The 26,816-nt window shown below is 37.7% G+C and carries 29 protein-coding genes and 2 other annotated features; of the genes, 12 read left to right on the top strand and 17 right to left on the bottom strand.

What is annotated here, in order from left to right; genetic code table 11:
• Positions 1-42 precede the first annotated feature (42 nt).
• Both HF876_RS10525 and HF876_RS10520 read left to right on the top strand, forming a co-directional pair.
• The gene (locus HF876_RS10525; RefSeq protein WP_169360016.1) at positions 43-207 is read left to right on the top strand and encodes a hypothetical protein; all 165 of its coding nucleotides are present in this window, start codon (positions 43-45) and stop codon (positions 205-207) included.
• 385 nt (positions 208-592) lie between these two features.
• Positions 593-787, top strand: coding sequence for a hypothetical protein (locus HF876_RS10520; RefSeq protein ID WP_169360015.1), 195 nt, complete (start codon positions 593-595; stop codon positions 785-787).
• Between the two features lie 59 nt (positions 788-846).
• Here HF876_RS10520 and HF876_RS10515 read toward each other — a convergent pair whose 3' ends face one another.
• The 7 genes from HF876_RS10515 to pepV are packed head-to-tail and all read right to left on the bottom strand — an operon-like array spanning position 847 to position 7,099.
• Complete coding sequence (locus HF876_RS10515) at positions 847-1,695, bottom strand: YtnP family quorum-quenching lactonase (RefSeq protein WP_169360014.1); 849 nt, start codon at positions 1,693-1,695, stop codon at positions 847-849.
• Positions 1,696-1,726: 31 nt separating this feature from the next.
• A complete protein-coding gene (gene trmB, locus HF876_RS10510; protein WP_169360013.1) occupies positions 1,727-2,377 on the bottom strand; it encodes a tRNA (guanosine(46)-N7)-methyltransferase TrmB in 651 nt (216 codons plus the stop codon).
• 4 nt (positions 2,378-2,381) lie between these two features.
• Positions 2,382-3,320 (bottom strand): diacylglycerol/lipid kinase family protein, encoded by a 939-nt coding sequence (locus HF876_RS10505; RefSeq protein ID WP_169360012.1) that lies wholly within the window; start codon positions 3,318-3,320, stop codon positions 2,382-2,384.
• Positions 3,313-4,293, bottom strand: a complete 981-nt coding sequence (locus HF876_RS10500; protein WP_169360011.1) for a nuclease-related domain-containing protein — start codon at positions 4,291-4,293, stop codon at positions 3,313-3,315. The genes HF876_RS10505 and HF876_RS10500 overlap by 8 nt, the downstream gene beginning before the upstream one ends.
• 15 nt (positions 4,294-4,308) lie before the next feature.
• Positions 4,309-4,842: an RNA 2',3'-cyclic phosphodiesterase gene (gene thpR, locus HF876_RS10495; RefSeq protein ID WP_169360010.1), complete on the bottom strand. Its 534-nt coding sequence runs from the start codon at positions 4,840-4,842 to the stop codon at positions 4,309-4,311.
• Positions 4,839-5,690: a D-amino-acid transaminase gene (gene dat, locus HF876_RS10490; RefSeq protein WP_169360009.1), complete on the bottom strand. Its 852-nt coding sequence runs from the start codon at positions 5,688-5,690 to the stop codon at positions 4,839-4,841. Before dat ends, thpR begins: the two co-directional genes overlap by 4 nt.
• A 17-nt stretch (positions 5,691-5,707) precedes the next feature.
• Complete coding sequence (pepV, locus tag HF876_RS10485) at positions 5,708-7,099, bottom strand: dipeptidase PepV (protein ID WP_169360008.1); 1,392 nt, start codon at positions 7,097-7,099, stop codon at positions 5,708-5,710.
• Between the two features lie 432 nt (positions 7,100-7,531).
• Here pepV and HF876_RS10480 point away from each other — a divergent pair, with 432 nt between their 5' ends.
• Complete coding sequence (locus HF876_RS10480) at positions 7,532-7,753, top strand: DeoR family transcriptional regulator (RefSeq protein WP_169360007.1); 222 nt, start codon at positions 7,532-7,534, stop codon at positions 7,751-7,753.
• A 50-nt stretch (positions 7,754-7,803) separates the two neighbouring features.
• Here the strand turns inward: HF876_RS10480 and HF876_RS10475 are convergent, their stop codons facing one another.
• Both HF876_RS10475 and HF876_RS10470 read right to left on the bottom strand, forming a co-directional pair.
• Positions 7,804-8,505, bottom strand: coding sequence for a pseudouridine synthase (locus HF876_RS10475; RefSeq protein WP_169360006.1), 702 nt, complete (start codon positions 8,503-8,505; stop codon positions 7,804-7,806).
• Positions 8,506-10,131 carry a putative polysaccharide biosynthesis protein gene (locus HF876_RS10470; protein ID WP_169360005.1) on the bottom strand — a complete coding sequence of 542 codons (1,626 nt, stop codon included), beginning with the start codon at positions 10,129-10,131 and terminating at the stop codon, positions 8,506-8,508.
• A 104-nt stretch (positions 10,132-10,235) separates the two neighbouring features.
• On the opposite strand from HF876_RS10470, the gene HF876_RS10465 reads away from it, so the two are divergent.
• The 5 genes from HF876_RS10465 (at position 10,236) to HF876_RS10445 (ending at position 15,236) form a co-directional block, all read left to right on the top strand.
• The gene (locus HF876_RS10465; RefSeq protein WP_169360004.1) at positions 10,236-11,495 is read left to right on the top strand and encodes a BaiN/RdsA family NAD(P)/FAD-dependent oxidoreductase; all 1,260 of its coding nucleotides are present in this window, start codon (positions 10,236-10,238) and stop codon (positions 11,493-11,495) included.
• Between the two features lie 69 nt (positions 11,496-11,564).
• Positions 11,565-11,790: a binding site (T-box leader), on the top strand.
• A gap of 65 nt (positions 11,791-11,855) precedes the next feature.
• Positions 11,856-13,244 (top strand): anthranilate synthase component I, encoded by a 1,389-nt coding sequence (gene trpE / locus HF876_RS10460; protein WP_169360003.1) that lies wholly within the window; start codon positions 11,856-11,858, stop codon positions 13,242-13,244.
• The gene (locus HF876_RS10455; protein ID WP_169360002.1) at positions 13,241-13,813 is read left to right on the top strand and encodes an anthranilate synthase component II; all 573 of its coding nucleotides are present in this window, start codon (positions 13,241-13,243) and stop codon (positions 13,811-13,813) included. Before trpE ends, HF876_RS10455 begins: the two co-directional genes overlap by 4 nt.
• A 429-nt stretch (positions 13,814-14,242) precedes the next feature.
• Positions 14,243-14,641, top strand: coding sequence for a hypothetical protein (locus HF876_RS10450; protein ID WP_169360001.1), 399 nt, complete (start codon positions 14,243-14,245; stop codon positions 14,639-14,641).
• A gap of 67 nt (positions 14,642-14,708) precedes the next feature.
• Complete coding sequence (locus HF876_RS10445; RefSeq protein ID WP_169360033.1) at positions 14,709-15,236, top strand: AAA family ATPase; 528 nt, start codon at positions 14,709-14,711, stop codon at positions 15,234-15,236.
• 63 nt (positions 15,237-15,299) lie between these two features.
• On the opposite strand, the gene leuS is transcribed toward HF876_RS10445, so the two are convergent.
• From leuS to HF876_RS10405, 8 genes are all read right to left on the bottom strand, one after another.
• A complete protein-coding gene (gene leuS / locus HF876_RS10440; RefSeq protein WP_169360000.1) occupies positions 15,300-17,711 on the bottom strand; it encodes a leucine--tRNA ligase in 2,412 nt (803 codons plus the stop codon).
• 91 nt (positions 17,712-17,802) lie between these two features.
• Positions 17,803-18,016 (bottom strand) — a binding site (T-box leader).
• An 86-nt stretch (positions 18,017-18,102) separates the two neighbouring features.
• The gene (locus HF876_RS10435; RefSeq protein ID WP_169359999.1) at positions 18,103-18,756 is read right to left on the bottom strand and encodes a 3-oxoacid CoA-transferase subunit B; all 654 of its coding nucleotides are present in this window, start codon (positions 18,754-18,756) and stop codon (positions 18,103-18,105) included.
• 13 nt (positions 18,757-18,769) lie between these two features.
• Positions 18,770-19,459, bottom strand: coding sequence for a CoA transferase subunit A (locus HF876_RS10430; RefSeq protein ID WP_169359998.1), 690 nt, complete (start codon positions 19,457-19,459; stop codon positions 18,770-18,772).
• A gap of 287 nt (positions 19,460-19,746) precedes the next feature.
• Positions 19,747-20,142, bottom strand: a complete 396-nt coding sequence (locus tag HF876_RS10425; RefSeq protein WP_169359997.1) for a hypothetical protein — start codon at positions 20,140-20,142, stop codon at positions 19,747-19,749.
• A gap of 68 nt (positions 20,143-20,210) precedes the next feature.
• Entirely contained in the window at positions 20,211-20,798 is a 588-nt protein-coding gene (locus HF876_RS10420; RefSeq protein WP_205964079.1) for a DUF4256 domain-containing protein, read from the bottom strand.
• Between the two features lie 15 nt (positions 20,799-20,813).
• Positions 20,814-21,275, bottom strand: a complete 462-nt coding sequence (locus HF876_RS10415; protein WP_169359995.1) for a DUF2691 family protein — start codon at positions 21,273-21,275, stop codon at positions 20,814-20,816.
• A 146-nt stretch (positions 21,276-21,421) separates the two neighbouring features.
• Complete coding sequence (locus tag HF876_RS10410; protein WP_169359994.1) at positions 21,422-21,733, bottom strand: hypothetical protein; 312 nt, start codon at positions 21,731-21,733, stop codon at positions 21,422-21,424.
• A 554-nt stretch (positions 21,734-22,287) separates the two neighbouring features.
• Entirely contained in the window at positions 22,288-23,472 is a 1,185-nt protein-coding gene (locus HF876_RS10405; RefSeq protein ID WP_169359993.1) for an MDR family MFS transporter, read from the bottom strand.
• Positions 23,473-23,595: 123 nt separating this feature from the next.
• Here HF876_RS10405 and mnmL point away from each other — a divergent pair, with 123 nt between their 5' ends.
• Genes mnmL through HF876_RS10385 form a run of 4 tightly spaced genes read left to right on the top strand, consistent with a single transcriptional unit; the run spans position 23,596 to position 26,794 of the window.
• Complete coding sequence (gene mnmL / locus HF876_RS10400) at positions 23,596-24,552, top strand: tRNA modification radical SAM protein MnmL/YtqA (RefSeq protein WP_169359992.1); 957 nt, start codon at positions 23,596-23,598, stop codon at positions 24,550-24,552.
• Positions 24,549-25,118 (top strand): tRNA 5-(aminomethyl)-2-thiouridylate-methyltransferase MnmM, encoded by a 570-nt coding sequence (gene mnmM / locus HF876_RS10395; protein ID WP_169359991.1) that lies wholly within the window; start codon positions 24,549-24,551, stop codon positions 25,116-25,118. Before mnmL ends, mnmM begins: the two co-directional genes overlap by 4 nt.
• A 46-nt stretch (positions 25,119-25,164) precedes the next feature.
• A complete protein-coding gene (locus HF876_RS10390; protein ID WP_169359990.1) occupies positions 25,165-26,247 on the top strand; it encodes a type III polyketide synthase in 1,083 nt (360 codons plus the stop codon).
• A gap of 1 nt (position 26,248) precedes the next feature.
• Complete coding sequence (locus tag HF876_RS10385; RefSeq protein ID WP_169359989.1) at positions 26,249-26,794, top strand: isoprenylcysteine carboxyl methyltransferase family protein; 546 nt, start codon at positions 26,249-26,251, stop codon at positions 26,792-26,794.
• Positions 26,795-26,816 lie beyond the last annotated feature (22 nt).

The following is a 26,816-nucleotide window of genomic DNA, read 5'->3' as shown; positions in this document are numbered from 1 at the left end:
ACCTCTTATTAGGTGTAAATTATCCGTAGGAGGTGATGTTTCATGAGTAGTAAGAACAACAAAAAAACCATGAATAAAAGAACACATAACAGCCAGGAGCTATACAAAAATCCTACAGTTAACCCCGATACAGAACTCGGGATAGACTTTGCCGAAGTCTCTAAAAATAAGGTGACAAAACATATTACAAAAGAATCGAATAAATAATGCAAAGGTGAGTTTAATAACTCACCTTTTTTTAATTGTGGAAGTGTTGCGCATATGAGGCGAAGTATTGCGGGAATTGGGTGAAGTGTTGCGCCTTAGCTCCAAGTGTTGCATATATCAAAAGTGTTGCGCCTATACTCCAAAGTGTTGCGAGAAATGAGTGAAGTGTTGCGCTAATTTGGGTAAGTGTTGCGAGTATTGCTTCAAGTGTTGCGCATACGGAAAGTGTTGCACTAATTCACAAAGTGTTGCGCATAATACTTCAAGTCTTGCAGAGTCCTTAAGAGGGTGCGCGCCATTACACCGGAATTATTATCCAAATAATTGAAACATTCCTTCTCTTTCTAACGTATCCCTTATTAGAAAGCGAGGTGAATTTTTCAAAATGGGTAAAAGTACAAATATAATTTTTGTAGTCCTTCTGAGTTTTGTGATCAGTTACATTTTATCATCAGCATTTGCTCACTATGGTTTAAACACATCGAACTTAATCACCGGGTTCATCATAATTGGTTTGACACTCTCTGCTGTTTCTTTGTTTGGAAAACTATTTTCTGAAAAAACAGTTGTAGGAGAATAAGATCTTCACTCAAAAAAACCAGCTATAAATGCCAATAGACATTTATAGCTGGTGTATTTTTAGGAACGCGTTCTCTCTAATTTTTCTAGAACTTCCTTGCCATCCGTGGACCATTTAATCATACGGTGATAGGCATCATGGTAGAAGCTGAACCAATAATTGTTTTGTAATGCTTCGTGGACCCATTTTTGCTTAGCAAATACCGAGGTCATTGGGTAGTCATCGTAAGCCAATACCCATAATGGATTTTGATGTGCATGTGTTGGCATAAGGTCTGCCATATGGATGATTGTTTCATCCTTTTGCTTTAATAGCACAATACTATGACCATCACTATGACCACCTGTATGAATCATCTCAATATCTTCTAAAAGCTTAATAGAATCCTTGAATGTAATGACCTGTGATTGAATGGGCTCCCAGTTTTCCTTCCAATATGTATTGCTTGAACGGACATTTGGGTTCTTCATTTCATTCCACTCTACCTCTGAAACATAGATGGAAGCATTCGGAAAACTGGAAACTAATTCTCCATTTACCCATTTAGTTAGTCCACAAGCATGATCGAAATGTAAATGAGTCATTAAAATGATGTCTACATCCTCTGCAAGCAGACCTAGCTCGACCAGATTGTCATCTACCACTGACTCATCTGTAATGCCATAATTTCTGATTTGCTTGTCTGAGAACTTTCCAAATCCTAGGCCCGCTTCTAGCAAAATGTTCTTCCCTTTATGTTGAATCAATATTGGATCGGAAGGAAGTTCAATTTGATTTTTTTCATTGACCGGATATTTCTTTTCCCATAAAGGCTTTGGCACTACTCCAAACATGGCTCCCCCGTCCATATGTGTCGTACCACCTTTTAACCAAGTTAATGTCATCTCGTGAAATTTATACGTATCCATACTTTCATCCCCTTTGAATAGTATTGATCTTTTATTTTTGGCTAATAAATCTAGCCTCTAGACGATAGATTGGTTGACCTTTTGCAGAGAATTTCTCTTCATATTCAGTCATAATATTATCTTCTGGCATATTCGCATGTAAATCAAGCGATACATACGTCAATAGCATTCCATAGGCTGACATGCTTGTTAGAGAATATTCGAATAGACCTCGATTGTCTGTTTTGAAATGAATCTCAGCATTGTCTACTAAAATAGATTCATAAAGCTTTAAAAAGCCTTCATGAGTTAAACGTCGCTTTGCATGTCTAATTTTTGGCCATGGATCAGAGAAGTTTAAATAGACGCGGTGGACATCATTTTTTTGAAAATATTTTGCTAAGTCCGCACCATTAACTTTTAATAGACGCAAATTTGGTAAAGGCTGAGCTTCTATTGCATTTTCTAATGCAGAGACAATGACACTGTCATAAAGCTCGATTCCTATATAATTGATGTCGGGATTTTGTTTTGCCATTCCAGTTACAAATTGGCCTTTCCCAGTTCCTACTTCTATATGAAGTGGATTTTCGTTATCGAACACTAAATTCCATTTTCCTTTTTGTTCTTCCGGATTTGGAATCACTATTTCTGGATGAGAATTTATAAAATCCTCGGCCCAAGGTTTGTTTCTTAATCTCATTACCTTAACTCCTTTTACTTGGTGGTTTTGCTAATTTCCATGCATTATGCTCTACTCTAAATGTATAGATGCTTCCAGGAATTGTCATACAGGAAAATTCTCCGTCAACGTGCCCATACACTTGATCATTCATTTGAATGGCAAACTCGCTTGCCTGAATTTGTTTAACTTCTTTATAAGCCGTATGTTTGCCATAAAACACTGTGCCAAATATAAATAACAGCTTAGCCCGCTTCAAATGATGCACAACGGTTAGTTCAATTAAAGCATCGTTTGGTATAGAGGAAGGAGAGATTTTCATGCCTCCTCCAAAATAGGGTTGATTACACACAGTAATAAACCAAACATCTTCAAACTTTATCGTATCTCCTTGATTTAGTAAAGAGAAAGAGAATTTTTTAAACTTAAATAACTCTTTCACAAGATACAGAATGTACACTAATTTACCTAATCCTAGTCTATTTAACCACTTTTTCCATTTAGATTGATTGGCTGCGTATACAACATGTGCATCAAAGCCAAAGCCCGCATTATTTATGAAATGAAACGTATCTGAATTAGTGTGTAATACACCGATGTCCATCTGTTCTGCTGTCTGATACTCTAAAACATATTCTGTTAGCTGCTCGAGTGTTTGAAACACAAAAAAAGCCCGAGCAAAATCATTTCCACTTCCAGCAGAAACAACTCCAACTCGAACATGATTATACCCTATAGTACCTGAGAGGATTTCGTGCGCGGTACCGTCTCCACCGATTGCTATAATAAGAAGAGGGTCTTGGCTAGCTTCTGCATATTTTTTCGCTATATCGGTTGCATGCCCACTATATTCAGTTTTAAGAAGCGTAAAAGCGAAAGGGAGATGGTCTTGCCATGACTCCCAAAGCTTTTTAGCTCTCCCCTGACCTGCTATTTCATTAACAACAATTAGTACATCATTCATTTTCTATCTCGCTTTCCAGCTCCCAGCTTGCCCTAGAATAGGAGGTTGTCTGAACCAGATTAAGTAATGCCTGCGCTGCCTTAAACTGCATATGCTTCATCGGAGATGGAGACGATTTTAAAGCTTGAAACCATGCAGGAAAGCTTCTAGTATCTACTAATTGAGTCTGATAGGCAGAGCCTGGATAATCGATGTAACCATTTCTGGATAGAACTACTTTTCGGATAGGCAAATCAATATCTTCCTTTTTAAAAACCTGCAATAGAATAGATTCCATTCTATTAAGACTGATAATCGGACTTAATACCTTACTTTCGCTCTTTCCACTTTTCTTCACCCAAAAACGATCCCCACTTCCGATAAATGCATCCAAGTCTCTGCCTTCTAACATGACTATACATATAATTTCAGTAGGCAAAACGATAATAACATCTAATTCCACAGGGGCTTTTTTCAGTTTAAGGATTGGGTAATAAAACAGAAAATAATTATCAGGTAATTGTAGTGTGAGAAGTCGTAACAAGCTATCTCTCATATACTTTGGATCTACATAGGATTTTTCCATTAAAGTAGAGCTAGCCCATTTTAATTGAAAATGAAATAATTGGTCTAAATACATTCGTCGTAGCTCTTCTTTAGAACTCGGGTTATAAACAATATTAGGTTCGAAAAAAAGAGTAGTAGATTCTTCTGGAACTTCTTGATCCTCTACCTCCTTTTCATCCAATATCTCTGTAGAGGTTTCTTCTTTGTTTCGAGAAAACAATTTAGAGATAAAGGATTTTTTTTCCTCTACCTCTAAATCCTCCTCCTGCTCCTTCTCCATCCACGATGTATCTAGAGCTCCTCTTTCATAAGAAGCGTTGACTCGCTCCCATTGTTGTTTTTTTAAACGAACAAATTGAGTAGGATACCGCTTTAAATCAATTTGATAGCGGGATATATAATCCTGTAATTTGACTAACTGAGCCATTCCATTACCTCCCTCTCACACGTTTATACTGGCAAATTGCTCGTAACGTGGAGTGCTTGCAGGATTTATTTTGTAAATGATAAAATCGCGAACTTCAAAGGACTGTTTCTCCAGGTTAAACGAATCGTACATACAGGTCTCAGTTGACTTCCATTTTTTCGCAACGGTTACATGGGCATGGAAGTCCTTTGAAACGTTTAACTCTATATACCCCAGAACTTTTTGCACAACTGCATGCTGAAGTCTTTGCAATTCCTCATTTTCATCGACAGCGACATAAACTACTCGAGGGGTTTTAGCACTCCCAAAATGGGCTAGTCCCGCTGTTGTTAAAGTAAATGCTTCCCACTTTATCTCTTTCAAGGATTCGATTAAGTCTGCTAATATAGATTCATCTACTGCAGCTAAGTATGCCAGCGTAATATGAAGGTCCTCAAGAAGAGGCAACGTTTTATGTGTTTCATGCATATTAGTTGCCTTTCTAGCCTCTATAATAGACCTTCCTATTACCTCAGGAACTTTAATACCTATGAAATAATGGTTGCTCATACATTTAAAGTCGTAGGAATTTTTTGTTCAAAGGCTTTCTGGAGCTTTCTTGTTAACTCTCCAGGTTTTCCGTTTCCAATAACATTCCCATCGATTGAGATAACTGGCATCACCTCTGCACTAGTTGAGGACATGATGAATTCATCCATTTTCAGTGCTTCTTCTTTAGTAAACGCCTCTTCCACTACCTTTAATCCAATCTCTTCACAGCAATCTAACAATACTTTTCTAGTAATACCATTTAAAATCAGGTTGCTCACTGGATGTGTATACAAAACACCATCTTTAATGCCGTACATGTTTGAGGAAGAACCCTCTGTTACCGTATCACCACGATGTAAAATAGCCTCAAAGCAATCTTTCGTAACAGCTTCCTGTTTAGCGAGTACATTGCCAAGTAGGTTTAATGATTTAATATCACATCTTAACCAACGAACATCCTCTACAAAACAAGCCTTAATCCCACTTTCAAGCTGAGCAAGTGGACGTGTTGTTTCTTTCGTATAAGCTGTCAGCACGGAGCTAACTGCTGGATTAGGAAAGTTATGAATACGAGGGCTATCCCCACGTGTTACTTGTAAATAGATTTGACCATTTTGAACTTCATTCGTTTCAATTAGCTCATGTATCATTTGATGAAGTTTGTCTTTCGTATAAGGAATGACTAAGTTAATTTTATCAGCACTGGAATACAGACGATCAATATGCTCAGTCGCAGTAAATAAATCTCCGTTATAAATTTTAATAACTTCATAAATACCATCGCCAAATTGATAGCCTCGGTCTTCAAATCCAATCTTCACTTCATTTTTTTCTACGATTTGGTCGTTCCACAAAATTTTTGTCATAATTATTCATCCTCTCCTTATTTTTTACCAGCAAGCTCCACTATTGCATCTGCATAAATCGCAGTGGCTTTTATCAAATCCTCAATGTCCACATACTCATCTACCTGGTGAGCTATATCTGGTCTGCCTGGAAACAACATCCCAAACGCAACGCCTTTTTTTAGCACTCGCGCGTATGTTCCACCACCGATAGATAATAGTTCTGCCTTTTCTCCTGTTTGACGCTCATATACCTTTTGAAGGGTTTGAATCAGTATATCCTCTTTATCGACATAATGTGGCGTAGAGTTAGAGCCTAAATCAAGTGTTATACCTGTATTTTGTAACTTTTCTCTACAAGCACTTAGTTTTTCCTCAAATGGATAGCTAACTGAATAACGTAGACTTACTTGAGTACAAGAGCCTTGGGCAGGTGCATAATGAATAACTCCTGCATTTAATGTAGTTTCACCAGACACTTCATCTGCATAGTTTAAGCCTAATGCATGACCTCTGCTTTCTTCCCCGAAAGCCATAACAAGGAACTCACAGAATGCTTTAGAATGTGCGGTTAAAGGCAATGACAACAAAAATTTAGCAAGGAGGATTCCAGCGTTTACTCCATGGTCTGGCTCCATAGCATGAGCAGATTTACCACGAACTAGCACCTTAACAACTGGGCCTTCTGGAAGGACTTCGCCAGTAATTCCGTGTTCACTTGCAAAGTTATTAAATTTTTCTTTAATAGAATGAACCCCTCCAAAAATATAAGCGAATGCTTCATCTGGAACCATATTTGTACGCTTACCAGCCTGGAAAAACTGGATTGTTTCGGTCTCAGAAGAACCTGTCTGAGAAAAGATTAAATTAGCAATTCCTTTTTCTGCATTGATAATCGGAAAGTCAGCATCCGGAGCAAAGCCTAGGTCAGGCATCTCTTCTTTCTCAAAATAACGAGTCACACATCTAAATCCACTTTCTTCGTCTGAACCTATGATCAGCCTTACACGTTTCGAAAGCTCAATCCCAGATTCTTTTACTAGCTTCATCGCCATCCACGCCGCAATCGTAGGACCTTTATCATCAATTGCTCCTCGACCGTAAATGCGATCATCTGCAACAACACCTTCAAATGGAGGGTAAGTCCACCCTGTCCCTTCAGGTACTACATCCACATGACAAAGTATTCCTAACAATTCCTCGCCACTGCCCATTTCAATGTGACCAGCCATATTGTCTATATTTTTTGTAACAAAACCTTCTTTTTCCCCTTCGTTTAACATATATTGTAGTGCCTCTAGTGGTTTTACACCGAAGGGAGCTTGCTCTGTAGCCTCTTTTTCATCTAAAACACTAGGTATTTGAATTAAGGCTTGAAGCTCTTTTATAATATCCGTCTTTCTTTGTTCTGCTATATCTAACCAGTTCATTGTAATCCTCCTATGTACTATTGCATATTTCTTATTTTACACTTATTTTATTCAAACACACAGTAAAAAGAAGGTTTTTTTGACTGCTGTTAAGTTACTACATTATTTGTTCTCATTAACCAATAGAACCATACAATACTCCACCTATTTGTGGTTATTCATTTATCAATATAATTTTATTTTGTTACATAGAAAATTCAGTTATAACGGCTTTTTCTACTAGTTTCATATAAATTTCATGTATTTTTTTGTAAATAATCAGTAATTTTTATAGAAATTTCTTTGCAATTCTACTATAATAAAATTGTCAGACAATATAATTCTGACTACCAAAATTGTAAAGGGGCTGTCATTTGCAATACTACTGTTGCTTTTCGCCCAAGTCGTCCGCTAGTCTTGCCACGAGATATCAAGATGAAGGAGTGGTTATTTTTGAAACCTACTACTGATCGGATGCTCACTCGAATCAAAGATATGTATATGTTCATCCGAAACAACGGAACTGTTACTACACAAGATCTGGTCGATGAATTTGGCATCACTCCTCGAACTATTCAGAGAGATTTGAATGTACTTGCGTTTAATGATTTAATCATTAGCCCAACAAGAGGCAAATGGACCACGACGAACAAACGAGTTAAAATGACATCTTAGATACACCATATGAAAAAGAATGACCACGCCTAGGCATGGTCATTCTTTTGTTATAGACTTAATAATTCCTCTTCCGTTAGCTCTCTGTAGGACCCTTCTTCCAATGACTCATCTAGCTTCAAAGCACCCATAGACAACCGTTTTAAATATACGACTTCCTTATCTACTGCCTGGAACATTCTTTTCACTTGATGGAATTTACCTTCTGTGATGGTTAACTCAATTTCAGAAATTTGGTCACTCTTTAAAATAGTCAGGTAGCCTGGCTTCGTGTGATACCCATCATCCAAAATGACTCCTTCTTTGAATGCTACTATATCTTCTTCTGTTACTCTACCTGCTACTTTCGCATAATATACTTTAGGGACATCCTTCTTAGGAGACAATAATCGATGTGTTAGCGCTCCATCATTAGTTAAAAGCAACAGTCCAACCGTATCCTTATCAAGTCTTCCGACAGGATAGGGCTCAAAATGCTTAACATCATCATCTAATAGGTCAATTACAGTTTGATCTCTAGAATCCTCCGTTGCAGAAACTACTCCTGGTGGCTTGTTCATCATTAAGTAGATAAACTCTCTATATTCCACTATCTCTCCATAAACTGTTACTTTATCCTCTAATTCATTGACGTGATTAGATCCATTTTTAGCAACTACATCGTTTACTTCAATTGCCTTTGATTTAATAAGAACCTTTACTTCACTTCTTGTACCGTATCCCATATGAGATAGAAATTTATCTAATCGCATTTATTTCTCCTTAAAGCCTAATTTTTTCGCAATACGTGTAACTTTCTCACCTAGTAATTTCTGAGCTAATCCAAGTCGAAGCGTCACATAGCCATAAAAGGCTGCTCCCACACCAGCACAAACTATAATAACTAGCAGCGCCTCCATTTTACTATCGATTACAAATAGGTTTTGTAACCCTGACTTTACTACATACACAAGTACAAGCATAACAGCATTGATGATGAGGATGAGAAGAATTCTTCTTGCTACCATCGTAGACTTATAATGCAACGTTTTTCGTATCGCAAACAAGTTCAATCCTATAGCTACTAAATAACCACATGCAGTCGCCATAATTGCACCATCTGTTTCAAATGCTTTGATGAAAGGTGTGTTTAACAACAGCTTTGTCAAAATACCTAATAAAAGATTTAAAATGATCAGCTTTTGACGATCAATACCTTGTAGGATTGCAGTAGTCACTGGATACAAGGCAAATAAAATGGCTACCGGAGCATAGTGTGCTAACACCGTTGAACCGGTTTCACTCTGTTCATAAAATAAATGATAAAACTCCCCTGATAATACAGCAATTCCCAGGGCTGCTGGAACAGTAAGAAATAATAATATTTGAAATGACTGATCGAGCGATTTTCTCACTTGAAGAAAATCTCGTTTTGCATAATAGCTCGTAATGTAAGGTATTAAAGCCATGCTAAATCCAGTAGCCAACATCACGGGAATCATTACCAATTTATGTGCAGAGAAATTCAACATTCCTAATAAAATATTGGAAATATCCCCGCTTATACCGATAATAGACATAGCACTGTTAAAGGTGATCATATCGATGAATTGGAAAAGTGGGTTAATAACCCCAACTAGAGCAAATGGAACCGTATAAACTAAGATTTCCTTGTAAATATTTCTAAGAGAAACATCCGAGCTCGTTTTACCAGAATCATTCATCATTACATTAAATTCAGGTCTAAGCTTCTTCCAATACCAATATAGAACGACCATGCTCGCCAATGCACCAAGGAAGGCTGCAAATACTGCAAAGGAAACTGCTGTCTTTTCTGTGCCCTTCATTATGTATACTACAAAAAAACCTCCAGCTAACACAAACAGAATACGTACAATTTGTTCCCAAAGCTGTGAAATCGCAGTAGGTGTCATACGCTGATAGCCTTGGAAGAAACCTCTTATTAAACTCATAAGTGGAACAACTATAACCGCAAAGCTGACATATTTTATCACTGAAGCTACGTCACCTACAGAAAAATCAGCTTCATCATCCTTAATAATCATATGTGCAATAGGATCTGCTAAAAAGAAAAGCAGTAGAAATCCTAAAATACCAGTGATACTCATTAAAAGCATGCTGGATTTCATTAGCTTCCTACCTGTCGCATAGTCCCCTAATGCATTGTATTTCGATACAAACTTGGAAACCGCAACCGGTACCCCTGAAACTGCTATTGCTAGCATGATTGAATAGGGAGTATAAGCGTATTGATAAAGGGCAATGTACTCTTCGCCGATTATCTGATAAAAAGGAATTACATAAAGAACTCCTAAAATCCTGGATAATAAGAGACCAACCGTTAAAATCATTGTCCCTTTTAGTAAATTCGATGCCATCTAACCCGTCCAATCCTTTAAAATGTCTATATTACAGTTTACAACTGTCTCATCAAAACTACAATCATGTATAATAAAGAAAAAAGTGAAAGTGTGAATATACTATGTATGACGTAATAATAATTGGTGGGGGTCCCTCAGGACTTATGGCCGCTGCTGCAGCAGGTGCTGAAAACAAAAAGGTTTTATTGATCGAAAAAGGCAACAAGCTAGGAAAGAAATTAGCAATATCTGGCGGAGGACGATGCAATGTTACAAATAGGCTTCCTCAGGAGGAAATTGTTAAGAACATTCCCGGAAACGGTCGTTTTTTATTTTCCCCGTTTTCCGTTTTTAACAATGAGGATATTATCGCATTCTTTGAGAATTTAGGTGTCCCATTAAAAGAGGAAGACCATGGTAGAATGTTCCCGGTCTCTAACAAGGCAATGGATGTTGTGAATGCCCTTCTGGACGAATTAAAAAGATTGAAGGTAGATATTAAGCTAAACGCTCCCGTTGCTAAATTATTAATGAACGAAGAAAAGATAATCGGAATTCGATTGGCAACAGGCGAGGAAATTACTGCTGGAGCAGTAGTAGTGGCTGTTGGCGGTAAAGCTGTTCCTCAAACCGGCTCTACAGGAGATGGCTACCCGTGGGCAGAGAAGGCTGGTCATACGGTAACTGATTTATATCCAACGGAGGTGCCTCTGTTATCTAGTGAGACCTTCATCAAATCGAAGGAGCTCCAAGGCTTAGCCTTAAGAGATGTAGCTGTTTCTGTTCTAAATAAAAAAGGAAAAGTAATCATTACCCATCAAATGGACATGCTCTTTACACATTTCGGCTTAAGCGGACCTGCTATTCTACGTTGCAGCCAATTTGTTGTAAAGGAAATAAAGAAAAATGGTGGCCCGGTTTCTGTAAGAATTGATAGCCTTCCCCACTTGAACGAGGAAGAAACATTCCAAACACTTCTGTCTTCTATTAAAGACGAGCCTAAAAAAGCAGTTAAAAACGTCTGGAAAGGATTAGTTCCTGAAAGGTGGCTATTGTTTTTGTTAGAGCAAGCGAAAATTCAAGAAAGTGAGGATGGCCAAAATCTTTCTCACGAGAAGATAAGATCTCTTGCCCATCTTTTTAAACAATTTATCGTTAACGTTCACGGCACCCAGCCACTAGAGAAAGCTTTTGTTACAGGCGGTGGAGTTTCCATCAAGGAAATTGAGCCAAAAACGATGGCATCTAAGAAAAAAGAAGGATTATATTTCTGTGGTGAAATTTTAGACATACATGGATATACTGGTGGCTACAATATCACCTCTGCCCTTGTTACTGGGAAGCTAGCCGGGATGAGTGCTGCAAAAAGCCTTCTAAATTAATTGGATAAAATTTGGATTCTTTTATAAGAATGCATTGAATTTTTAAATTATTTATAATACAATGGTCTTTAATGAGCGATGACGAAGAGTAGTAATCATATGTGACGCCATAGAGAGCTGACGATTGGTGCAAGTCAGTGCAAAGCATATGATGAATGGGCTTCTGAGTTCCAAGGCCGAAATGGCAGTAGGCCTTGGCGTTTGTCTACGTTATAGGACTAGCAGCTAATCACTGCAAACAAGTGGATTACAATAGTAATCAATGAAGGTGGCACCACGGCTCTCCGTCCTTTTTGGATAGAGAGCCTTTTTGTATTCTTTTGTAAATGAGCCGAGCTGAGAAAGAGGAGAGTGTAGAGAATGACAGTTGAGACGAGAAGCTATGAAATGAAAGAAATCCAAGGAGATATGATGACTCCCATCTCCATTTACCATGCACTAAAAGGAAAAAAGAAAATGCTATTTGAATCCTCTGCTAAGCATGAGGAGAGCGGTCGGTATTCGTTTATCGTACTTAATCCGGTTGCAGAAATAATAGGTAACCAGTATCACTATGTCTTTACAGATGAACACAGAAAAGAACACACAGGACATGGTATTTTAGAAAAACTAAAAACCATTCTCCCTGAACACAAGGAGCAATACCCCTTCTCTTTTTTTGGAGGAATGCTAGGTTATTTTGGTTATGAAACCGCATTTTACAGTGAACAGATTGGAGAGTATCTCCCCGATGATTTAAATATGCCTGATATACATGCTTTGTTTTATGATACCTTTCTTGTTTACGATCATTTGAAACAAACCATAACTATTGCAGCAATCGATTTGTTCCAGAACGGTCGCACTTCTAAAAATATGATGGATTCGATTAATGAAATATATGAGGATCTTCAAGCAAGTGCTTCCCACCAAGAGGAGGAGTTAGCACAGAAGCTTTCTTTTAAGCCTTCGATTCAGAAAGAAGAATTTAAACAAATGGTAGAGAAAGCTAAGCAACATATTGTACAAGGCGACATATTTCAAGTAGTGATTTCTCAGCGTTTTAGCTCCCCTTTCACTGGGAATCCTTTCTCTCTTTATCGACAGCTTAGAACTTCTAATCCGTCACCTTACATGTTTTATATGGATTTCGGAACGTACGTCGTTTTCGGCACCTCTCCCGAAAGTCTTGTAAAAGTAAAGAATGGATATGTCACGACAAACCCTATTGCTGGTACAAAGCCTCGTGGAAAATCTCCCGAAGAAGATCAGCAAAATGCTGCTAGTTTATTGATAGACGAAAAGGAAGTAGCAGAGCATCGGATGCTTGTTGACTTGGGAAGAAATGATATAGGTAAAATATCAGAAATTGGTACGGTCCAAGTAAACAAGTATATGCAGATTGAATTGTACAAGTACGTCATGCATATAGTTTCAGAAGTAACTGGTCGTTTAAGAAAAGACACTCATGCGTTAGACGTTTTGGCTGCCTGTTTACCCGCTGGTACCGTTTCAGGAGCTCCTAAAATCCGTGCCATGCAAATTATAAACGAATTAGAATCTATAAAGCGCGGAGTATATGCAGGAGCAGTTGGTTATATTTCAGTTACAGGAGATATGGACCTCGCCTTGGCCATCCGAACAATGATTGTAAAAGACCAGATGGCTCATGTTCAGGCAGGTGCAGGAATAGTATATGATTCCATTCCGGAAAATGAATATGACGAAACCTTAAACAAAGCAAAAGCACTATTGGAGGTGATTCGATGATCCTTCTAATAGATAATTATGATTCCTTTACGTACAACCTTTATCAACAATTAGGAATGCTTGGGAAAGATGTTATGGTTGTCAGAAACGACGCTATTACCATTTCAGATATAGATGAGCTTCATCCAGAAGCAATTGTCATCTCTCCTGGTCCAGGTAATCCATTAGATGCAGGTGTTTCTATTGAAGTGATTCAAGCATTATATAAGAAGTATCCTATCCTAGGAATCTGCCTAGGTCACCAATCTATTGGGGCTGCATTTGGAGCAAATATAGTGCAGGCTAGAACAATTATGCACGGTAAAACCTCCACTATATCGCATACACAAAATGAATTATTTTCCGTCTTTGATAGCCCTATCTCCGTCATGCGTTATCACTCTCTAGTAATTGAAGAGAACAGCCTACAAGATTGCTTTGAGGTACTGGCTAGAGCTGAGGACGACCTGGAAATAATGGCTATTAAACACAGTGACTACCCTCTGTATGGATTACAATTTCATCCAGAGTCTATCGGAACTGAGCAAGGGACTCTACTGATGAAAGGTTTTATAGATACGTTAAATTAACCTTCGAAGGGAGATTTTAATGGTAGCTGCGATTGGTATTATTATTGTTCATGTTGTTGGGTTACTTTCATTGAAATTCATGTTTCGAAATGAAGAAGGCGCATCCTAATTTTTTATAGGAAAAACAGACATAGAAATATGAATAGAAGCTATGAAAAATTAAATGCTTTTATATAAGGGAAGTAGAATTGATTTTCGCTTTCGGCGGACGCTTTTTAGCGGGGGGAGCGATAAGCCATCACCCATCGCATACGCGCGTGGTTGTGATGTCTTATCTGTCTCCCTCCTCCCGCTGGAGTCGTCGCCTGTCGCTACAATCAATAACCTGTGAATGCTCGTGTTTAATAAGTAAAACGTTAATAGTGAAAGCAATGGTATATATAAAACAGAAACGATGGACAACCATAATATTTAAGGGGTTTATATAAAATGCGATTTAATGCAGTGGATTTGAAATTTCCATTATTTTTTAATTTCTTTATCATGTTAGTTGTTTTTATATTATCTAAATGGTTGATTTTCTTGGTCTTAGCTTTCATGTTTCTTATTTCTACACAGCTAAAATACCAATTTGTTATAAATGATCATCACTTGTCTTTTATAGTTTCTCTATTTGGCTTAGATATTTCCCAAAGAAAGGTGAATAAAGAAAATATAAAATTAATTGAATTTAAAAGAATAGGCTGGCACCAAAAGTCAGTGTTTGTTAGGTTAAAAAAAGGATTTACATGGAAAGTTTTTCGTTTTCAACCAGATAATTTTGATGAATACTTAGAGAGCTTCGCTACTACTAACTCAATAAAAATAAAAAGGCATAAAAATTATTGAATTCTTGGGTGCTTAGAAATCTCTTTTTATTATTGAACTATATCTATAAGTTAGGGGGACCATTCAAATATTTGAGAAGTTTAATTTCGATATAATTTATAGTGAACGCGATGATTTCACTCCTCTAGTGGTCATGATGTGTGGTGTAGCTGGTTCCGGCAAAACTACATTCTCACAACAATTAGAAAAAGAAGGCTTTGTGCGTCTTTCTATTGATGAGGAAATATGGGCCACTAATGGTCGGTATGGGATCGATTTCCCGATGGAAAAGATTGAAGAATACAAGAAAGATGCTGAAAGGAAACTGCGGAATTATTTAATTAAGTTAATTCACGATAATCGGCAGGTAGTAATTGACTTCAGTTTTTGGGATCGTGCAAGAAGGAATGAATATAAGCAACTAATTGAAAAGTCCGGCGGTAAATGGAAGCTTATTTATTTAAAAGTTCACGCTGATGATTTGCGTGAACGGCTTAAAATTCGAAACAAACGCTTTGATGCTAATGCTTTTCCTATTACAGAAGAAATTTTAACTTCCTACCTTAATGGATTCGAAGTACCAATAGGTGAAGGAGAAATTGTAATTGATAATTAGTTTATCAAGCCAATACAAAAAAGCTGCTTATCTCACGAGGAGATTAAGCAGCTTTATTATTTATTAAATTACGATGTTCACCATTTTACCAGGTATTGCGATGATTTTTTTGATCTCATTGCCATCAATCCATTGTTGAACCTGTTCAGATGCTAAGGCTAATGCTTCTAGCTCATCCTTCGTAGCATCCTTAGAAACGACAAGCTTCGCACGAACCTTCCCTTTAATTTGGACCGGGATTTCAACTTCATTGTCCACTAGCTTCGACTCATCAAACGTCGGCCAAGATTCATAAGCGACAGACCCCTCATGACCTAGTATGCTCCAAAGCTCTTCAGAAATATGAGGTACGATAGGAGAAATAAGCTTAATGAAGCCCTCTACATATTCTTTAGAAATTTTCTCAGCTTTATATCCTTCATTGATGAATACCATCATTTGAGAGATTGCTGTATTATAGTGCATTCCTTCGTAATCCTCTGTTACCTTTTTAACCGTTTGGTGATATACCTTTTCCATGTTGTCAGATGAAGTATCGCTTACTTTAGGGCTTAGCGTTCCTTCCTCTGTTACGAATAGTCTCCAAATACGATCTAGGAATCGACGTGAGCCGTCTAAGCCGTTTGTGGACCATGGTTTAGAAGAATCAAGTGGTCCCATGAACATTTCATATAAACGAAGTGAATCTGCTCCATGGCTTTTCACGATATCATCAGGATTTACTACATTTCCTTTTGACTTGGACATTTTCTCGTGATTTTCCCCTAAGATCATTCCTTGATTGAATAACTTTTGGAATGGCTCTTTTGTTGCTACAACACCGATATCATAAAGGAATTTATGCCAGAAACGTGCATATAGCAAGTGAAGTACAGCATGCTCTGCTCCACCTACATAAAGATCCACTGGCAACCATCGTTTTACTAGCTCAGGGTCAATAAGCGCTTCGTCATTATGTGGATCGATATAGCGAATATAATACCAGCAGCTACCTGCCCATTGAGGCATAGTATTTGTTTCACGACGTCCTTTTTTACCAGTGACTGGATCTACTACATTTACCCATTCTTCAATATTAGCTAATGGAGACTCTCCTGTTCCACTTGGCTTAATGTCAGTAGTCACAGGAAGCATAAGCGGAAGCTCTGATTCGTCTACTGGAGTAGAAGTTCCATCTTCCCAATGAATGATTGGAATTGGCTCTCCCCAATAACGCTGACGGCTAAATAACCAGTCACGTAGACGGTAAGTAATTTTCTTCTCACCTTTTCCATTTGCTTCAAACCATTCAATTGCTTTAGCGATTGCGTCTTGTTTATTAAGTCCATTTAAGAAATCCGAATTAACAAGTACGCCATCCTCTGTGTAGGCAGCTTCTTCAACATTTCCACCAGAAACTACTTCTACAATTGGAAGATCAAATTGTTTTGCGAACTCATAATCACGCTCATCATGTGCTGGAACTGCCATAATAGCACCAGTTCCATATGTCGCTAAAACGTAATCAGCGATCCAGATTGGCATTTTTTCACCACTAACTGGATTAATTGCATAAGCACCAGTGAATACACCTGTTTTATGCTTAGCAAGATCGGTACGCTCTAAATCACTTTTCAATTTAACTTGATCTTTATATGCTTGCACTGCCTCCATTTGCTCTGGAGTTGTAATAGTATCCACTAATTTATGCTCAGGTGCCAATACCGCATACGTTGCACCAAAAATCGTATCGGGACGAGTTGTAAATGCTTGGAATGATTGATCAGTATCCGCAACTTCAAATGTAAGCTCTGCACCTTCTGAACGTCCAATCCAGTTACGTTGCATTTCCTTTAAGCTCTCAGGCCAATCAAGGTCATCTAAATCCTCTAACAATCTATCTGCATAAGCCGTAATACGAAGAACCCATTGACGCATTGGACGACGTTCTACTGGATGTCCTCCGCGCTCGGATAGCCCATCGATTACCTCTTCATTTGCTAGTACTGTACCTAATGCTGGACACCAGTTTACCGGCACCTCATCCACATAAGCTAAGCCTTTTTTATAAAGCTGAATGAAAATCCATTGTGTCCATTTGTAGTAGGAAGGGTCCGTAGTATTAATTTCACGATCCCAATCATAGGAGAATCCAAGATCCATCATTTGACGTTTGAATGTTGCAATATTTTTTGCAGTGAACTCCGCTGGATCATTACCAGTATCAATTGCATATTGCTCAGCAGGAAGACCAAAAGCATCCCAGCCCATTGGGTGAAGTACGTTATATCCTTGTTTGCGTTTATATGCACTTAAAATATCTGTTGCTATATATCCAAGCGGATGTCCAACATGCAGTCCAACTCCAGATGGATATGGGAACATATCTAATGCATAAAATTTTGGTTTGGAAGGATCGTCAATCATTTTATATGTTTTATTTTCTTTCCAATACCTTTGCCACTTTTGCTCAATTGCTTCATGATTAAAGCTCATTTTTCTTCCTCCTTCAGGTAATGATGTTGTCTAAACCGTCATTTTACCAATAAAAACAACACCAAATAAAAAAACTCGCCCCTTAAAAAACTTAAGGGACGAGAGATATACTCACGCGGTACCACCCAAATTAGTGGAAAATTCCACTCAACTTGTCTCCTTAACGCGGAAAACGGTATAAGCTACTAATCGTTCACTTATACAGACTCAAAGGCGAGTTCAATAATTCGTAACACTAACTTGCACCATACGTTAGCTCTCTTTAGAAACGAGTGTTATTTACTATTCCTTGTCTTAGTCGAAAATTATTTATGGTTATTGCATTAATTCTAATTGAAATGAAAAGAAAACACAAGATGCACTCTCATCAAATATCGTAGAAATTAGAAAATTAAATAGCTACATTCTCTTTTACGTCTTTAATGATTAAATCAGCTTCCGTAGCATCTATAATATCTTGCACAGAATATCCCTCAAATACTTCTTTTAATTCTAGCCCATCTTCTGTTACTTCAATCATTGCCCGTTCTGTTATGATTTTATTCACAACGGCTTTACCTGTTAAAGGAAGCTCACATTGTTTTTTAATTTTTGCAGAACCATCCTTCGCGCAGTGGTCCATAATTACGATAATTTTTTTGGCACCATGCACTAAATCCATTGCGCCGCCCATTCCTTTAATCATCTTACCTGGAATCATCCAGTTAGCTAAGTCTCCCTTTTCGGAAACCTCCATTGCCCCTAAAATTGCAACGTCTACGTGCCCCCCGCGTATCATGGCAAATGACTCAGCACTTGAAAAGAAGGAAGAACCCGGAATGGTAGTAACTGTTTCCTTCCCGGCGTTGATAAGATCTGGATCGACTTCTTGCTCAGTTGGATATGGCCCGATACCTAAAAGACCATTTTCTGATTGAAGCACAACTGTTTTATCTGGAGATATAAAGTTGGCAACTAAGGTTGGAATACCTATTCCTAAATTCACGTAGTTCCCATTTTCAATTTCTTTTTCTGCTCTTCTCGCAATTTTTTCTCGTGTATTCATCCGAATCTCCCCCTTATGAACGTGTCGTTAGACGTTCGATTCTTTTTTCCTGTTCTGCTTGGAACAGACCTTGGACATAAATACTTGGCGTATGTATTTGAGCTGGATCTAAATCGCCTGTCTCAACGATTTCTTCTACCTCAGCAATTGTAATTTTCCCTGCAGCAGCCATCATTGGATTGAAATTTTGAGCTGTTTTGTTATAGATTAGGTTACCAAATTTATCTGCCTTAGCTGCGCGAATCAACGCAAAATCTGCTCTAAGTGCTTCTTCTAGAACGTATTCCTTGCCGTCATACATTCGTACCTCTTTCCCCTCTGCAACAACCGTCCCTACACCTGCAGGAGTAAAGAACGCAGGTATTCCTGCTCCACCAGCACGAATTTTTTCTGCTAAAGTACCTTGAGGAGTCAACTCTACTTCAATCTCTCCTGAAATTACTTGTCTTTCAAACTCTTTATTTTCCCCTACATAAGAGCCTATCATTTTTTTTATCTGTTTATTTTTAAGTAAAAGGCCTAGACCCCAGTCATCTACTCCACAGTTATTAGAAATTACGGTTAAATCCTTTACCCCTTTTTCAACTAACGCTAAAATTAACTGTTCTGGAATACCAACAAGTCCAAAACCACCTACCATCAACGTCATGCCATCTTCAATACCTGCAACGGCATCTTTTGCTGAATTGTATATTGGTTTCATGCTCCCCATCCCCTCTCAAAATAATTACTACTCTATTATATTCTCAAAAATCCAACAACTCCGCAAATTTTTTACATTAATCTCTAATTTTACAGTCGATTTCTATAACATTAAAATAGGAGTAAAAACCTCATTTTTCGAATAATACTAATTAAAATAAATCGGAGTCTCTCACTATCTTCTTACCATCTACGTAACTGTTCCATTAAATTTAAATTTTCTTCAAGATCAAGCATTCAAGTCTATTCCATGCCATTCACCAAAGATATTACGTGTTGCTAAATCTCTTAATCACTAAACTCGAAGTCTTCCTTCATTTCATATAGCTGAAAATAATCCTCCTTAATCACAATTGAGATAATAGTTTCCCCTTTACTAAAAAAATGGACATGCCCATTTTGTTCACTTTTTAGCTCTTCCCAACCCCAATTTTTAATTTCCTCAAAGTATTCTTTAGGTCGATAAAGTCCTTGTTCCCCACCAATATTCTTTAAAATATACTTTTCACCCTTTTTAATATTAGGATTGTCAAATTGATCTGTGCTTGATTGTGCATTAGCTGGTACTGGAATCTCTTCATTTATTCCTGCTTTTTTATAACCGCTAGCATCGTTAATCGATGGTGAACATCCGAACAACAACATTAGGCAAATGACGCATGTTACATATTTACTTATGTTCATTAAATCCCCCCTAACATTACTTTAATAAGTTTCTTAGTTTATAAAGTTGATATAGAGCTCTTTCAATATTAGACTCTTAGCCAGCCTCGGAACCCCCTAGATCCATAGTAGGAATCTGCTCCATTGTGGTACATAAAGACAGTATCATAGCGACAATCACAAAAGATAGCTCCACCAAGTTTTCTAATATTGTCAGGTGTTTTTACCCAACTAGAAGTCTTTAAATCGAAATTTCCAAGTTTCTGCAAATCTCGGTATTGTTCTTCTGTTAAAAGCTCAATACCCATGTCTGCAGCCATTTCTACTGCGCTATTTTCAGGTTTATGTTTTTTTCTTGACTCTAGTGCTTCCCGGTCGTAACAAACACTTCGACGACCTTTTGGACTTTCTGATGCACAATCATAGAAAATATATTCGTCGTGTTTCATATCGTATCCAACGACATCCGGCTCTCCACCTGTTCTTTCCATCTCATTAAGAGACCACAGTTTTTCTGTATGAGCTTCCAGCCTTTTTTGAACTTTAGACCATTCCATTTCTGTATGACGATTCATATTTGCCTCAAAACGATATTTTAATATTTGGAGTAGCTCTTCACGTTGTTCCGATGATAGCTCTTTATGTTTTTGAGTCACAATCGTTTCTCCCCTTGTCATTAGTGATTTAACCATTTAGAAAGCTATTAGCGTTGAGTTAGTATCATTTTCATCAGTTATATATTCTATGTTTGTGTAGCCAGTAGCTAATGCCTTGGAGAATATATGCTGAATGGCTAGTTGATCCTTTGAATAAATGATTACGTCTGAGCAATCTACCAGCAGGATTAAAAACTGACATTCACTTTCCATAAATTCTTGATAAGTTGCGACTTCCCTTACATCAGCCCTTTTTGGAAATCCCTTTAAATCAACAAATATAAGGTAATAATCTTTTTTTGAAATTTGTTTCCATAATTCTTCACCATTTATTGAGGAGCTATTTGGAAACAGAGGGTTTCCTAAAGTATTATTTTCAATAAAATATGATTCTCCATCACCTATTTTCCAAGTTAATTCCCTAATATTAATACACTCTAATATTTCCCATAAATGTTTGCCATAAGAATTTGGAATTTTAAATGATATACCTCTCACTAGTAATCCCCCTAGCTCTTTTTTAATAACATTTGGGCTATCGAAAAAAAGTCTATAAAGCTTTGCTCAGGTCGGTGTTGATTATTAAGAAATGATATAAGAACAGTGTTTTAAAAGTCATTTCTCTCCTTGCAGTAAAATAACCGTTAGCTTACCAAATTTCGCTTATTCAGCCTTTTTAAAATAAACCAAGCAACGATTAAATAGAGAACGTACAAGAAGATGGCAATTGCTTGATTTAATAACCATGGTATAGTTGCTAAAAATACTTCTGCTCCAACAGATTGGAACCAATCCAAAAGAAAAAGGAGCAATATAAGACTAAGAACAAACATAAAGAAAAAGCCGTTTTTGTGGTTTTTAGAGATTTTCATAATTGCAAAACCTGAAAAAAAACTAATAATACCTATGACCAATAAAATTATGAAAAATATATTCACAACCGTTTGTATATCCATATTCTACATCACCCTTCAACATAATTTATCAGTTACTTCATAGATTCCTCTCACCTACTTATTCGACTTGTGGACTAAATAACCTTTCATTTTATTTCCAAAGTTTATCTTTATATTCGAAAAAGGCCTAAGCCACTAAGGACTTAGGTCTAAAATATTTTAGCTTTGTTAAAGTTATTGGTTGATTTTGACTAACCATTCTTTTTTATAGTTACTGTAAACATTAAAAAAGGAACTTTCAAATGCCTAAAAACATAAATAGATGATGTAAATGGGGTTGGTGACAGTTTTTCAGCTTTGTTTATGCGAGTAAATTGATTAGCGCTTTATCGATCCTAAAGCTGTTCCCATTTATTGATTGGAGCGCCAGACGGCGACTCCAGTGGGATGAGTGAGACAGATAAGACATCACAACCGCGCGCGTTAGCGACGGGTGATGGCTTATCGCTCACCCCACGGAAAGCGTCCGGCTGGGGCGGAAATCAATTCTACTCTCTGATTTAATATTTCTTTGCATCCTAAATCAACCATAACCTTTAACATAGCCAATATTTTTAACCTTTCTCATTCAAGGCTGCTTGTTTTTTTAATGGTATATCGTATAGTAAGCTGGTAATAATTGAAATAAATATTAGACTGGCTAAAATTAATATCATGACTGGAGTGCCATGCGCTTCAACTAAAACTCCTCCTATTAATGGTCCAATCATACGTCCCACGGTCGCCATACTATTTACAATGCCTTGGTAGAAGCCTTCCCTGCCTTTTGGAGCCAGCTGGCTAGCAATAGTTGGAACTGCTGGCCAAACGAACATTTCCCCAAAAGTTAGAATAACCATTGCCGTGACAAACATCGTATAGTCTTCCGCAAATGCTACCACTATAAAGGAAATCATGAATATGACAAGCCCTAAAATCATCTGCGTTTTTATCTTATGTTCTAAACGATTAATAATTGGTTTAATAATCGGCTGCGCAACCAAGATCAGTATCCCATTGACCGTCCATAAAAGACTATACTGCTTTAATGTAATTCCTAAATCTAGTACATAGGTTGATATAGTCGAAGTCCATTGAACATAAATGATCCAAGTAAGCATATAACCAAATGTTACAATCATCATTGCATAAAAAGGTGCCATTTGTTTAATTTTCTTCTCTTCTCCTAAAATAGAGGCCTGATGGTTTGAAACGTTAGACATGTTTCCATAGAACTGACGAGCGATAACAAAAAAGAACACATAGGCGAGTAGATTTGCTCCAAAAATATTATTTATATTATGATCTGCAACTATTCCAGCTAAGGCTGGACCAATAGCAACACCTAAGTTTTGAGCTAAATAAATAGCATTAAATGCTTTACGTCCACCTTCCGGCCATACATTCCCCACCATCGCATACATGCTTGGGAAGATGATACCACCACTAAATCCGAGAATAGCGACTAGCCATACATATTCTGGCCAATCATGCCAAACGGTTAGCGCTGCTAACGAGAGTATGGATAACAGAATTCCAAACACTATAGATTTATAGCCGCCTATTCTGTCAAATAAAAATCCGCCTAACAAATTACCGATCACACCGGTTCCAGCGTTTAGCATCAACACTAACCCCGCCATCGTTAACGATTGACCAAGGTAGTCATGCATATAGATTGTATGTAAGGGCCATAAAAATGAATTCCCCAGTGTATTAATAAACATTCCAATAATTAAAAGCCAGACTGCTTTTGGCATCAATATTCCTCATTTCCTTAGACACTCAAAATATTGTAGCTTTTTTTAAACTGCACTTCAAGATAATTAAATCTACCAAGTCAAAGTTTCATGATAAAATAATCCTGTTAAGGAGTGAAAATAATGAACAATAACTTTCCATTCCCTTCAGACGGGAAGAGATACTTTACATGGAACCGATATTTGCGCGATACCTTTGATATGAAAATTTTCAAGGTGGCGCTTGATGCAGGGTTTGATTGTCCAAATCGAGATGGCACGGTTGCTTATGGTGGATGTACATTTTGCAGTGTTGCTGGTAGTGGCGATTTTGCAGGTGACAAAGTAGATCCTATACCAGTGCAGTTTGAAAAAATTCGAGATAAAATGCATGAGAAATGGAAGAAAGGAAAATATATTGCTTACTTTCAGGCTTATACGAATACACATGCCCCCCTCCCTGTGTTAAAAGAAAAGTTTGAAGCTGCTCTAGCACTAGAAGGAGTTGTGGGGATTTCTATTGCGACTAGACCTGACTGTTTACCAGATGACGTAGTAGAATATTTGGCAGAGTTAAATGAACGAACGTTTCTTTGGGTTGAGCTCGGACTTCAAACAGTCCATGAAAGTACAGCAAGGCTAGTTAACAGAGCCCATGATTTTAATACTTATATAGAAGGAGTCTCTAAACTAAGAAAGCATGGTATCCGTATTTGTACTCACATTATAAACGGGTTGCCATTAGAAAATAGAGAGATGATGATGGAAACAGCCAGAGAGGTAGCTAAGCTAGATGTTCAAGGGATTAAGATTCACCTTCTGCACCTATTAAAAGGAACTCCTATGGTCAAGCAGTATGAGAAAGGCATGGTCGAGTTTATGGGACGAGATGAATATATCCAGCTGGTAGCTGACCAATTAGAAGTTCTCCCGCCTGAGATGATTATTCATCGTATTACAGGAGATGGTCCTATTGATTTAATGATTGGGCCAATGTGGAGTGCCAACAAATGGGAAGTGTTGAATGGAATCGATGCTGAACTCGCTAAGAGAGAAAGCTATCAAGGAAAACTATTTACGAAGACTGGTGAGTTATTATGAAGCTAAAAAGAATTCTTCCCTATGCAAAGGAGCTTCTTCAGGATGTGATAAAAGAAGGAGATACGGTAGTTGATGCAACTGCTGGAAATGGTCATGACACCTTATTCCTTGCCAGCTTAGTTGGCAATCAGGGACATGTATTTGCATTCGATGTCCAAACAGAAGCAATTGAATCGACCTCTGAAAGACTGAGTAATGCGGCTGTCAGAGATCGTGTCTCTCTAATTTTAGATAGTCACGGCAATGTAAGTAATTATATTGATGAACAGATTTCAGCAGCTGTCTTCAATTTAGGCTACCTACCTGGTAGTAACCATGAGGTAGTTACTAGAGGTAACTCCACTATTCAAGCAATTACATCCTTATTAGATCTTCTAAAAATTGGAGGTCTCATTGTTTTAGTAGTTTATCATGGACATGAGGGTGGTAAACAAGAAAAAGATGAAGTCATTTCTTTTGTTCAACAACTCCCTCAATCTTTCGTTCATGTATTATGCTACCAATTTCTAAACCAAGAAAATGACCCTCCATTTATCATTGCCATAGAAAAAATGAAGGACAGGTGAATATATGGATGAAGGGTGGAGAAACTAACATAAAAAGGAGATTACCATGCCAAAAATTGCTTCCGTTAGTACATATAAACCTCCATACTCCCTAGAACAATCCAACATAGAACAATTAACGAAAGAGCTTTTTCAAGATAAAATCCCACAGCTTGAACGCTTGCTAAAAGTATTTGAAAACGGTGATATCAAATCGAGAAATTTTTGTGTACCACTAGAGTGGCATCAAACGAATCATTCATTTGAAGAGAGAAATTCTCTGTATATTGAGCTTACTACCAAATATAGTGTAGAAGTAATCCAAGCCTGCCTTCAAAACAGTTCTTTCCTAGAGAAGAACGTCTCCCCTGAAGAAATTGATGCTATTATCTTTGTAAGCAGCACTGGAATATCTACTCCAAGTATCGATGCGCGGGTGATGAATCATCTTCCCTTCTCAGACAGGCTAAAACGTATTCCATTGTGGGGACTAGGCTGTGCAGGCGGGGCATCAGGCATAAGCAGAGCATTTGATTACTGCAAGGCACATCCTTCTGACAAGGTGCTCGTTGTTTGTGTTGAGCTATGTAGCCTTACCTTCCAACCTAATGATTATTCTAAGAGTAATCTAGTCGGTGCCTCTCTTTTTGCAGATGGAGCGGCCTGCGTGTTAGTTTGCGGGGACGATGTGGAAATTGGAACCAAAAGACCCGTACCTCATATCATTAATACAGCGTCCAAATGGATGCCAGATTCTGAAGATGTTATGGGCTGGGAAGTAAAAAATAGTGGCTTACATGTAGTATTCTCGAAAAGCATACCGACGATTATCTCCAAATGGCTTGGCCCGTTTATGCACGAATTCTTGAGCGAGGAAAAGATTACGAGTGAGGATATCGTTAACTTTGTTGCTCATCCAGGAGGAAAAAAAGTGTTAAAGGCGTATGAGGATACCCTTCATCTATCCGAAGACCAAACCGCTACCTCAAGAGAAGTGCTAAAAAATCATGGAAATATGTCTTCTCCAACGGTTCTCTATGTATTAGAACAATTTATGCTTAAAGAAAGCGCTCCTAATGACTATGGCATGCTAGTCGCTCTAGGCCCTGGTTTTTGTGGCGAAGCAGTGCTATTAAATTGGAGGGATTGATATGTTATTTTTCATCGTTATAGCACTAGTCATAATTCAGAGATTAGTCGAAGTAGCTGTTGCTAAGAGAAACGAGAAACGAATGCTAGCTCAAGGGGCCTACGAAGTGGGAGCTTCCCATTACCCTTACATGCTAGCACTTCATATAAGCTTCTTTCTTTTTCTAATTGCAGAGGTTGTTTTACTGGATCGAGGAATTTCTCCATTATTCCCAGTATTTTTATTCGTTTTCTTGTTAGTCCAATTACTTCGCGTGTGGTGCCTGACATCTCTCGGAAAGTTTTGGAATACCAAAATAATTATACTTCCTGGCGCTAACGTAGTTACAAAAGGTCCATATCTATATTTCAGACACCCTAACTATATTGTTGTTTGTACCGAAATCCTGTTACTTCCCCTGATGTTCCAGGCATATTTTACAGCACTTGCGTTCACGCTATTAAACCTTGCAATGCTTTCCGTTCGGATTCCATTAGAAGAGAAGGCTTTAATAGAAGCAACAGATTATGAAGAAGCATTAAAAAAGAAGAAGATTTCAGCTTCCTAGCTGGTATCTTCTTCTTTTTGCT

This window comes from Psychrobacillus sp. BL-248-WT-3, from assembly GCF_012843435.1.
Taxonomy (GTDB): Bacteria; Bacillota; Bacilli; order Bacillales_A; family Planococcaceae; genus Psychrobacillus.
Note: the sequence above shows the minus strand (reverse complement) of the source record. Positions and strands in the feature narration are given on the sequence as shown.

Excerpts from the sequence above, each read along its gene's own strand:
- HF876_RS10525 (WP_169360016.1), top strand. The coding sequence starts at position 43 with ATGAGTAGTAAGAACAACAAAAAAACCATGAATAAAAGAACACATAAC.
- HF876_RS10520 (WP_169360015.1), top strand. The coding sequence starts at position 593 with ATGGGTAAAAGTACAAATATAATTTTTGTAGTCCTTCTGAGTTTTGTG.
- HF876_RS10515 (WP_169360014.1), bottom strand. The coding sequence starts at position 1,695 with ATGGATACGTATAAATTTCACGAGATGACATTAACTTGGTTAAAAGGT.
- trmB (WP_169360013.1), bottom strand. The coding sequence starts at position 2,377 with ATGAGATTAAGAAACAAACCTTGGGCCGAGGATTTTATAAATTCTCAT.
- HF876_RS10505 (WP_169360012.1), bottom strand. The coding sequence starts at position 3,320 with ATGAATGATGTACTAATTGTTGTTAATGAAATAGCAGGTCAGGGGAGA.
- HF876_RS10500 (WP_169360011.1), bottom strand. The coding sequence starts at position 4,293 with ATGGCTCAGTTAGTCAAATTACAGGATTATATATCCCGCTATCAAATT.
- thpR (WP_169360010.1), bottom strand. The coding sequence starts at position 4,842 with ATGAGCAACCATTATTTCATAGGTATTAAAGTTCCTGAGGTAATAGGA.
- dat (WP_169360009.1), bottom strand. The coding sequence starts at position 5,690 with ATGACAAAAATTTTGTGGAACGACCAAATCGTAGAAAAAAATGAAGTG.
- pepV (WP_169360008.1), bottom strand. The coding sequence starts at position 7,099 with ATGAACTGGTTAGATATAGCAGAACAAAGAAAGACGGATATTATAAAA.
- HF876_RS10475 (WP_169360006.1), bottom strand. The coding sequence starts at position 8,505 with ATGCGATTAGATAAATTTCTATCTCATATGGGATACGGTACAAGAAGT.
- HF876_RS10470 (WP_169360005.1), bottom strand. The coding sequence starts at position 10,131 with ATGGCATCGAATTTACTAAAAGGGACAATGATTTTAACGGTTGGTCTC.
- HF876_RS10465 (WP_169360004.1), top strand. The coding sequence starts at position 10,236 with ATGTATGACGTAATAATAATTGGTGGGGGTCCCTCAGGACTTATGGCC.
- trpE (WP_169360003.1), top strand. The coding sequence starts at position 11,856 with ATGACAGTTGAGACGAGAAGCTATGAAATGAAAGAAATCCAAGGAGAT.
- HF876_RS10455 (WP_169360002.1), top strand. The coding sequence starts at position 13,241 with ATGATCCTTCTAATAGATAATTATGATTCCTTTACGTACAACCTTTAT.
- HF876_RS10450 (WP_169360001.1), top strand. The coding sequence starts at position 14,243 with ATGCGATTTAATGCAGTGGATTTGAAATTTCCATTATTTTTTAATTTC.
- leuS (WP_169360000.1), bottom strand. The coding sequence starts at position 17,711 with ATGAGCTTTAATCATGAAGCAATTGAGCAAAAGTGGCAAAGGTATTGG.
- HF876_RS10435 (WP_169359999.1), bottom strand. The coding sequence starts at position 18,756 with ATGAATACACGAGAAAAAATTGCGAGAAGAGCAGAAAAAGAAATTGAA.
- HF876_RS10430 (WP_169359998.1), bottom strand. The coding sequence starts at position 19,459 with ATGAAACCAATATACAATTCAGCAAAAGATGCCGTTGCAGGTATTGAA.
- HF876_RS10425 (WP_169359997.1), bottom strand. The coding sequence starts at position 20,142 with ATGAACATAAGTAAATATGTAACATGCGTCATTTGCCTAATGTTGTTG.
- HF876_RS10420 (WP_205964079.1), bottom strand. The coding sequence starts at position 20,798 with ATGACAAGGGGAGAAACGATTGTGACTCAAAAACATAAAGAGCTATCA.
- HF876_RS10410 (WP_169359994.1), bottom strand. The coding sequence starts at position 21,733 with ATGGATATACAAACGGTTGTGAATATATTTTTCATAATTTTATTGGTC.
- HF876_RS10405 (WP_169359993.1), bottom strand. The coding sequence starts at position 23,472 with ATGCCAAAAGCAGTCTGGCTTTTAATTATTGGAATGTTTATTAATACA.
- mnmL (WP_169359992.1), top strand. The coding sequence starts at position 23,596 with ATGAACAATAACTTTCCATTCCCTTCAGACGGGAAGAGATACTTTACA.
- mnmM (WP_169359991.1), top strand. The coding sequence starts at position 24,549 with ATGAAGCTAAAAAGAATTCTTCCCTATGCAAAGGAGCTTCTTCAGGAT.
- HF876_RS10390 (WP_169359990.1), top strand. The coding sequence starts at position 25,165 with ATGCCAAAAATTGCTTCCGTTAGTACATATAAACCTCCATACTCCCTA.
- HF876_RS10385 (WP_169359989.1), top strand. The coding sequence starts at position 26,249 with ATGTTATTTTTCATCGTTATAGCACTAGTCATAATTCAGAGATTAGTC.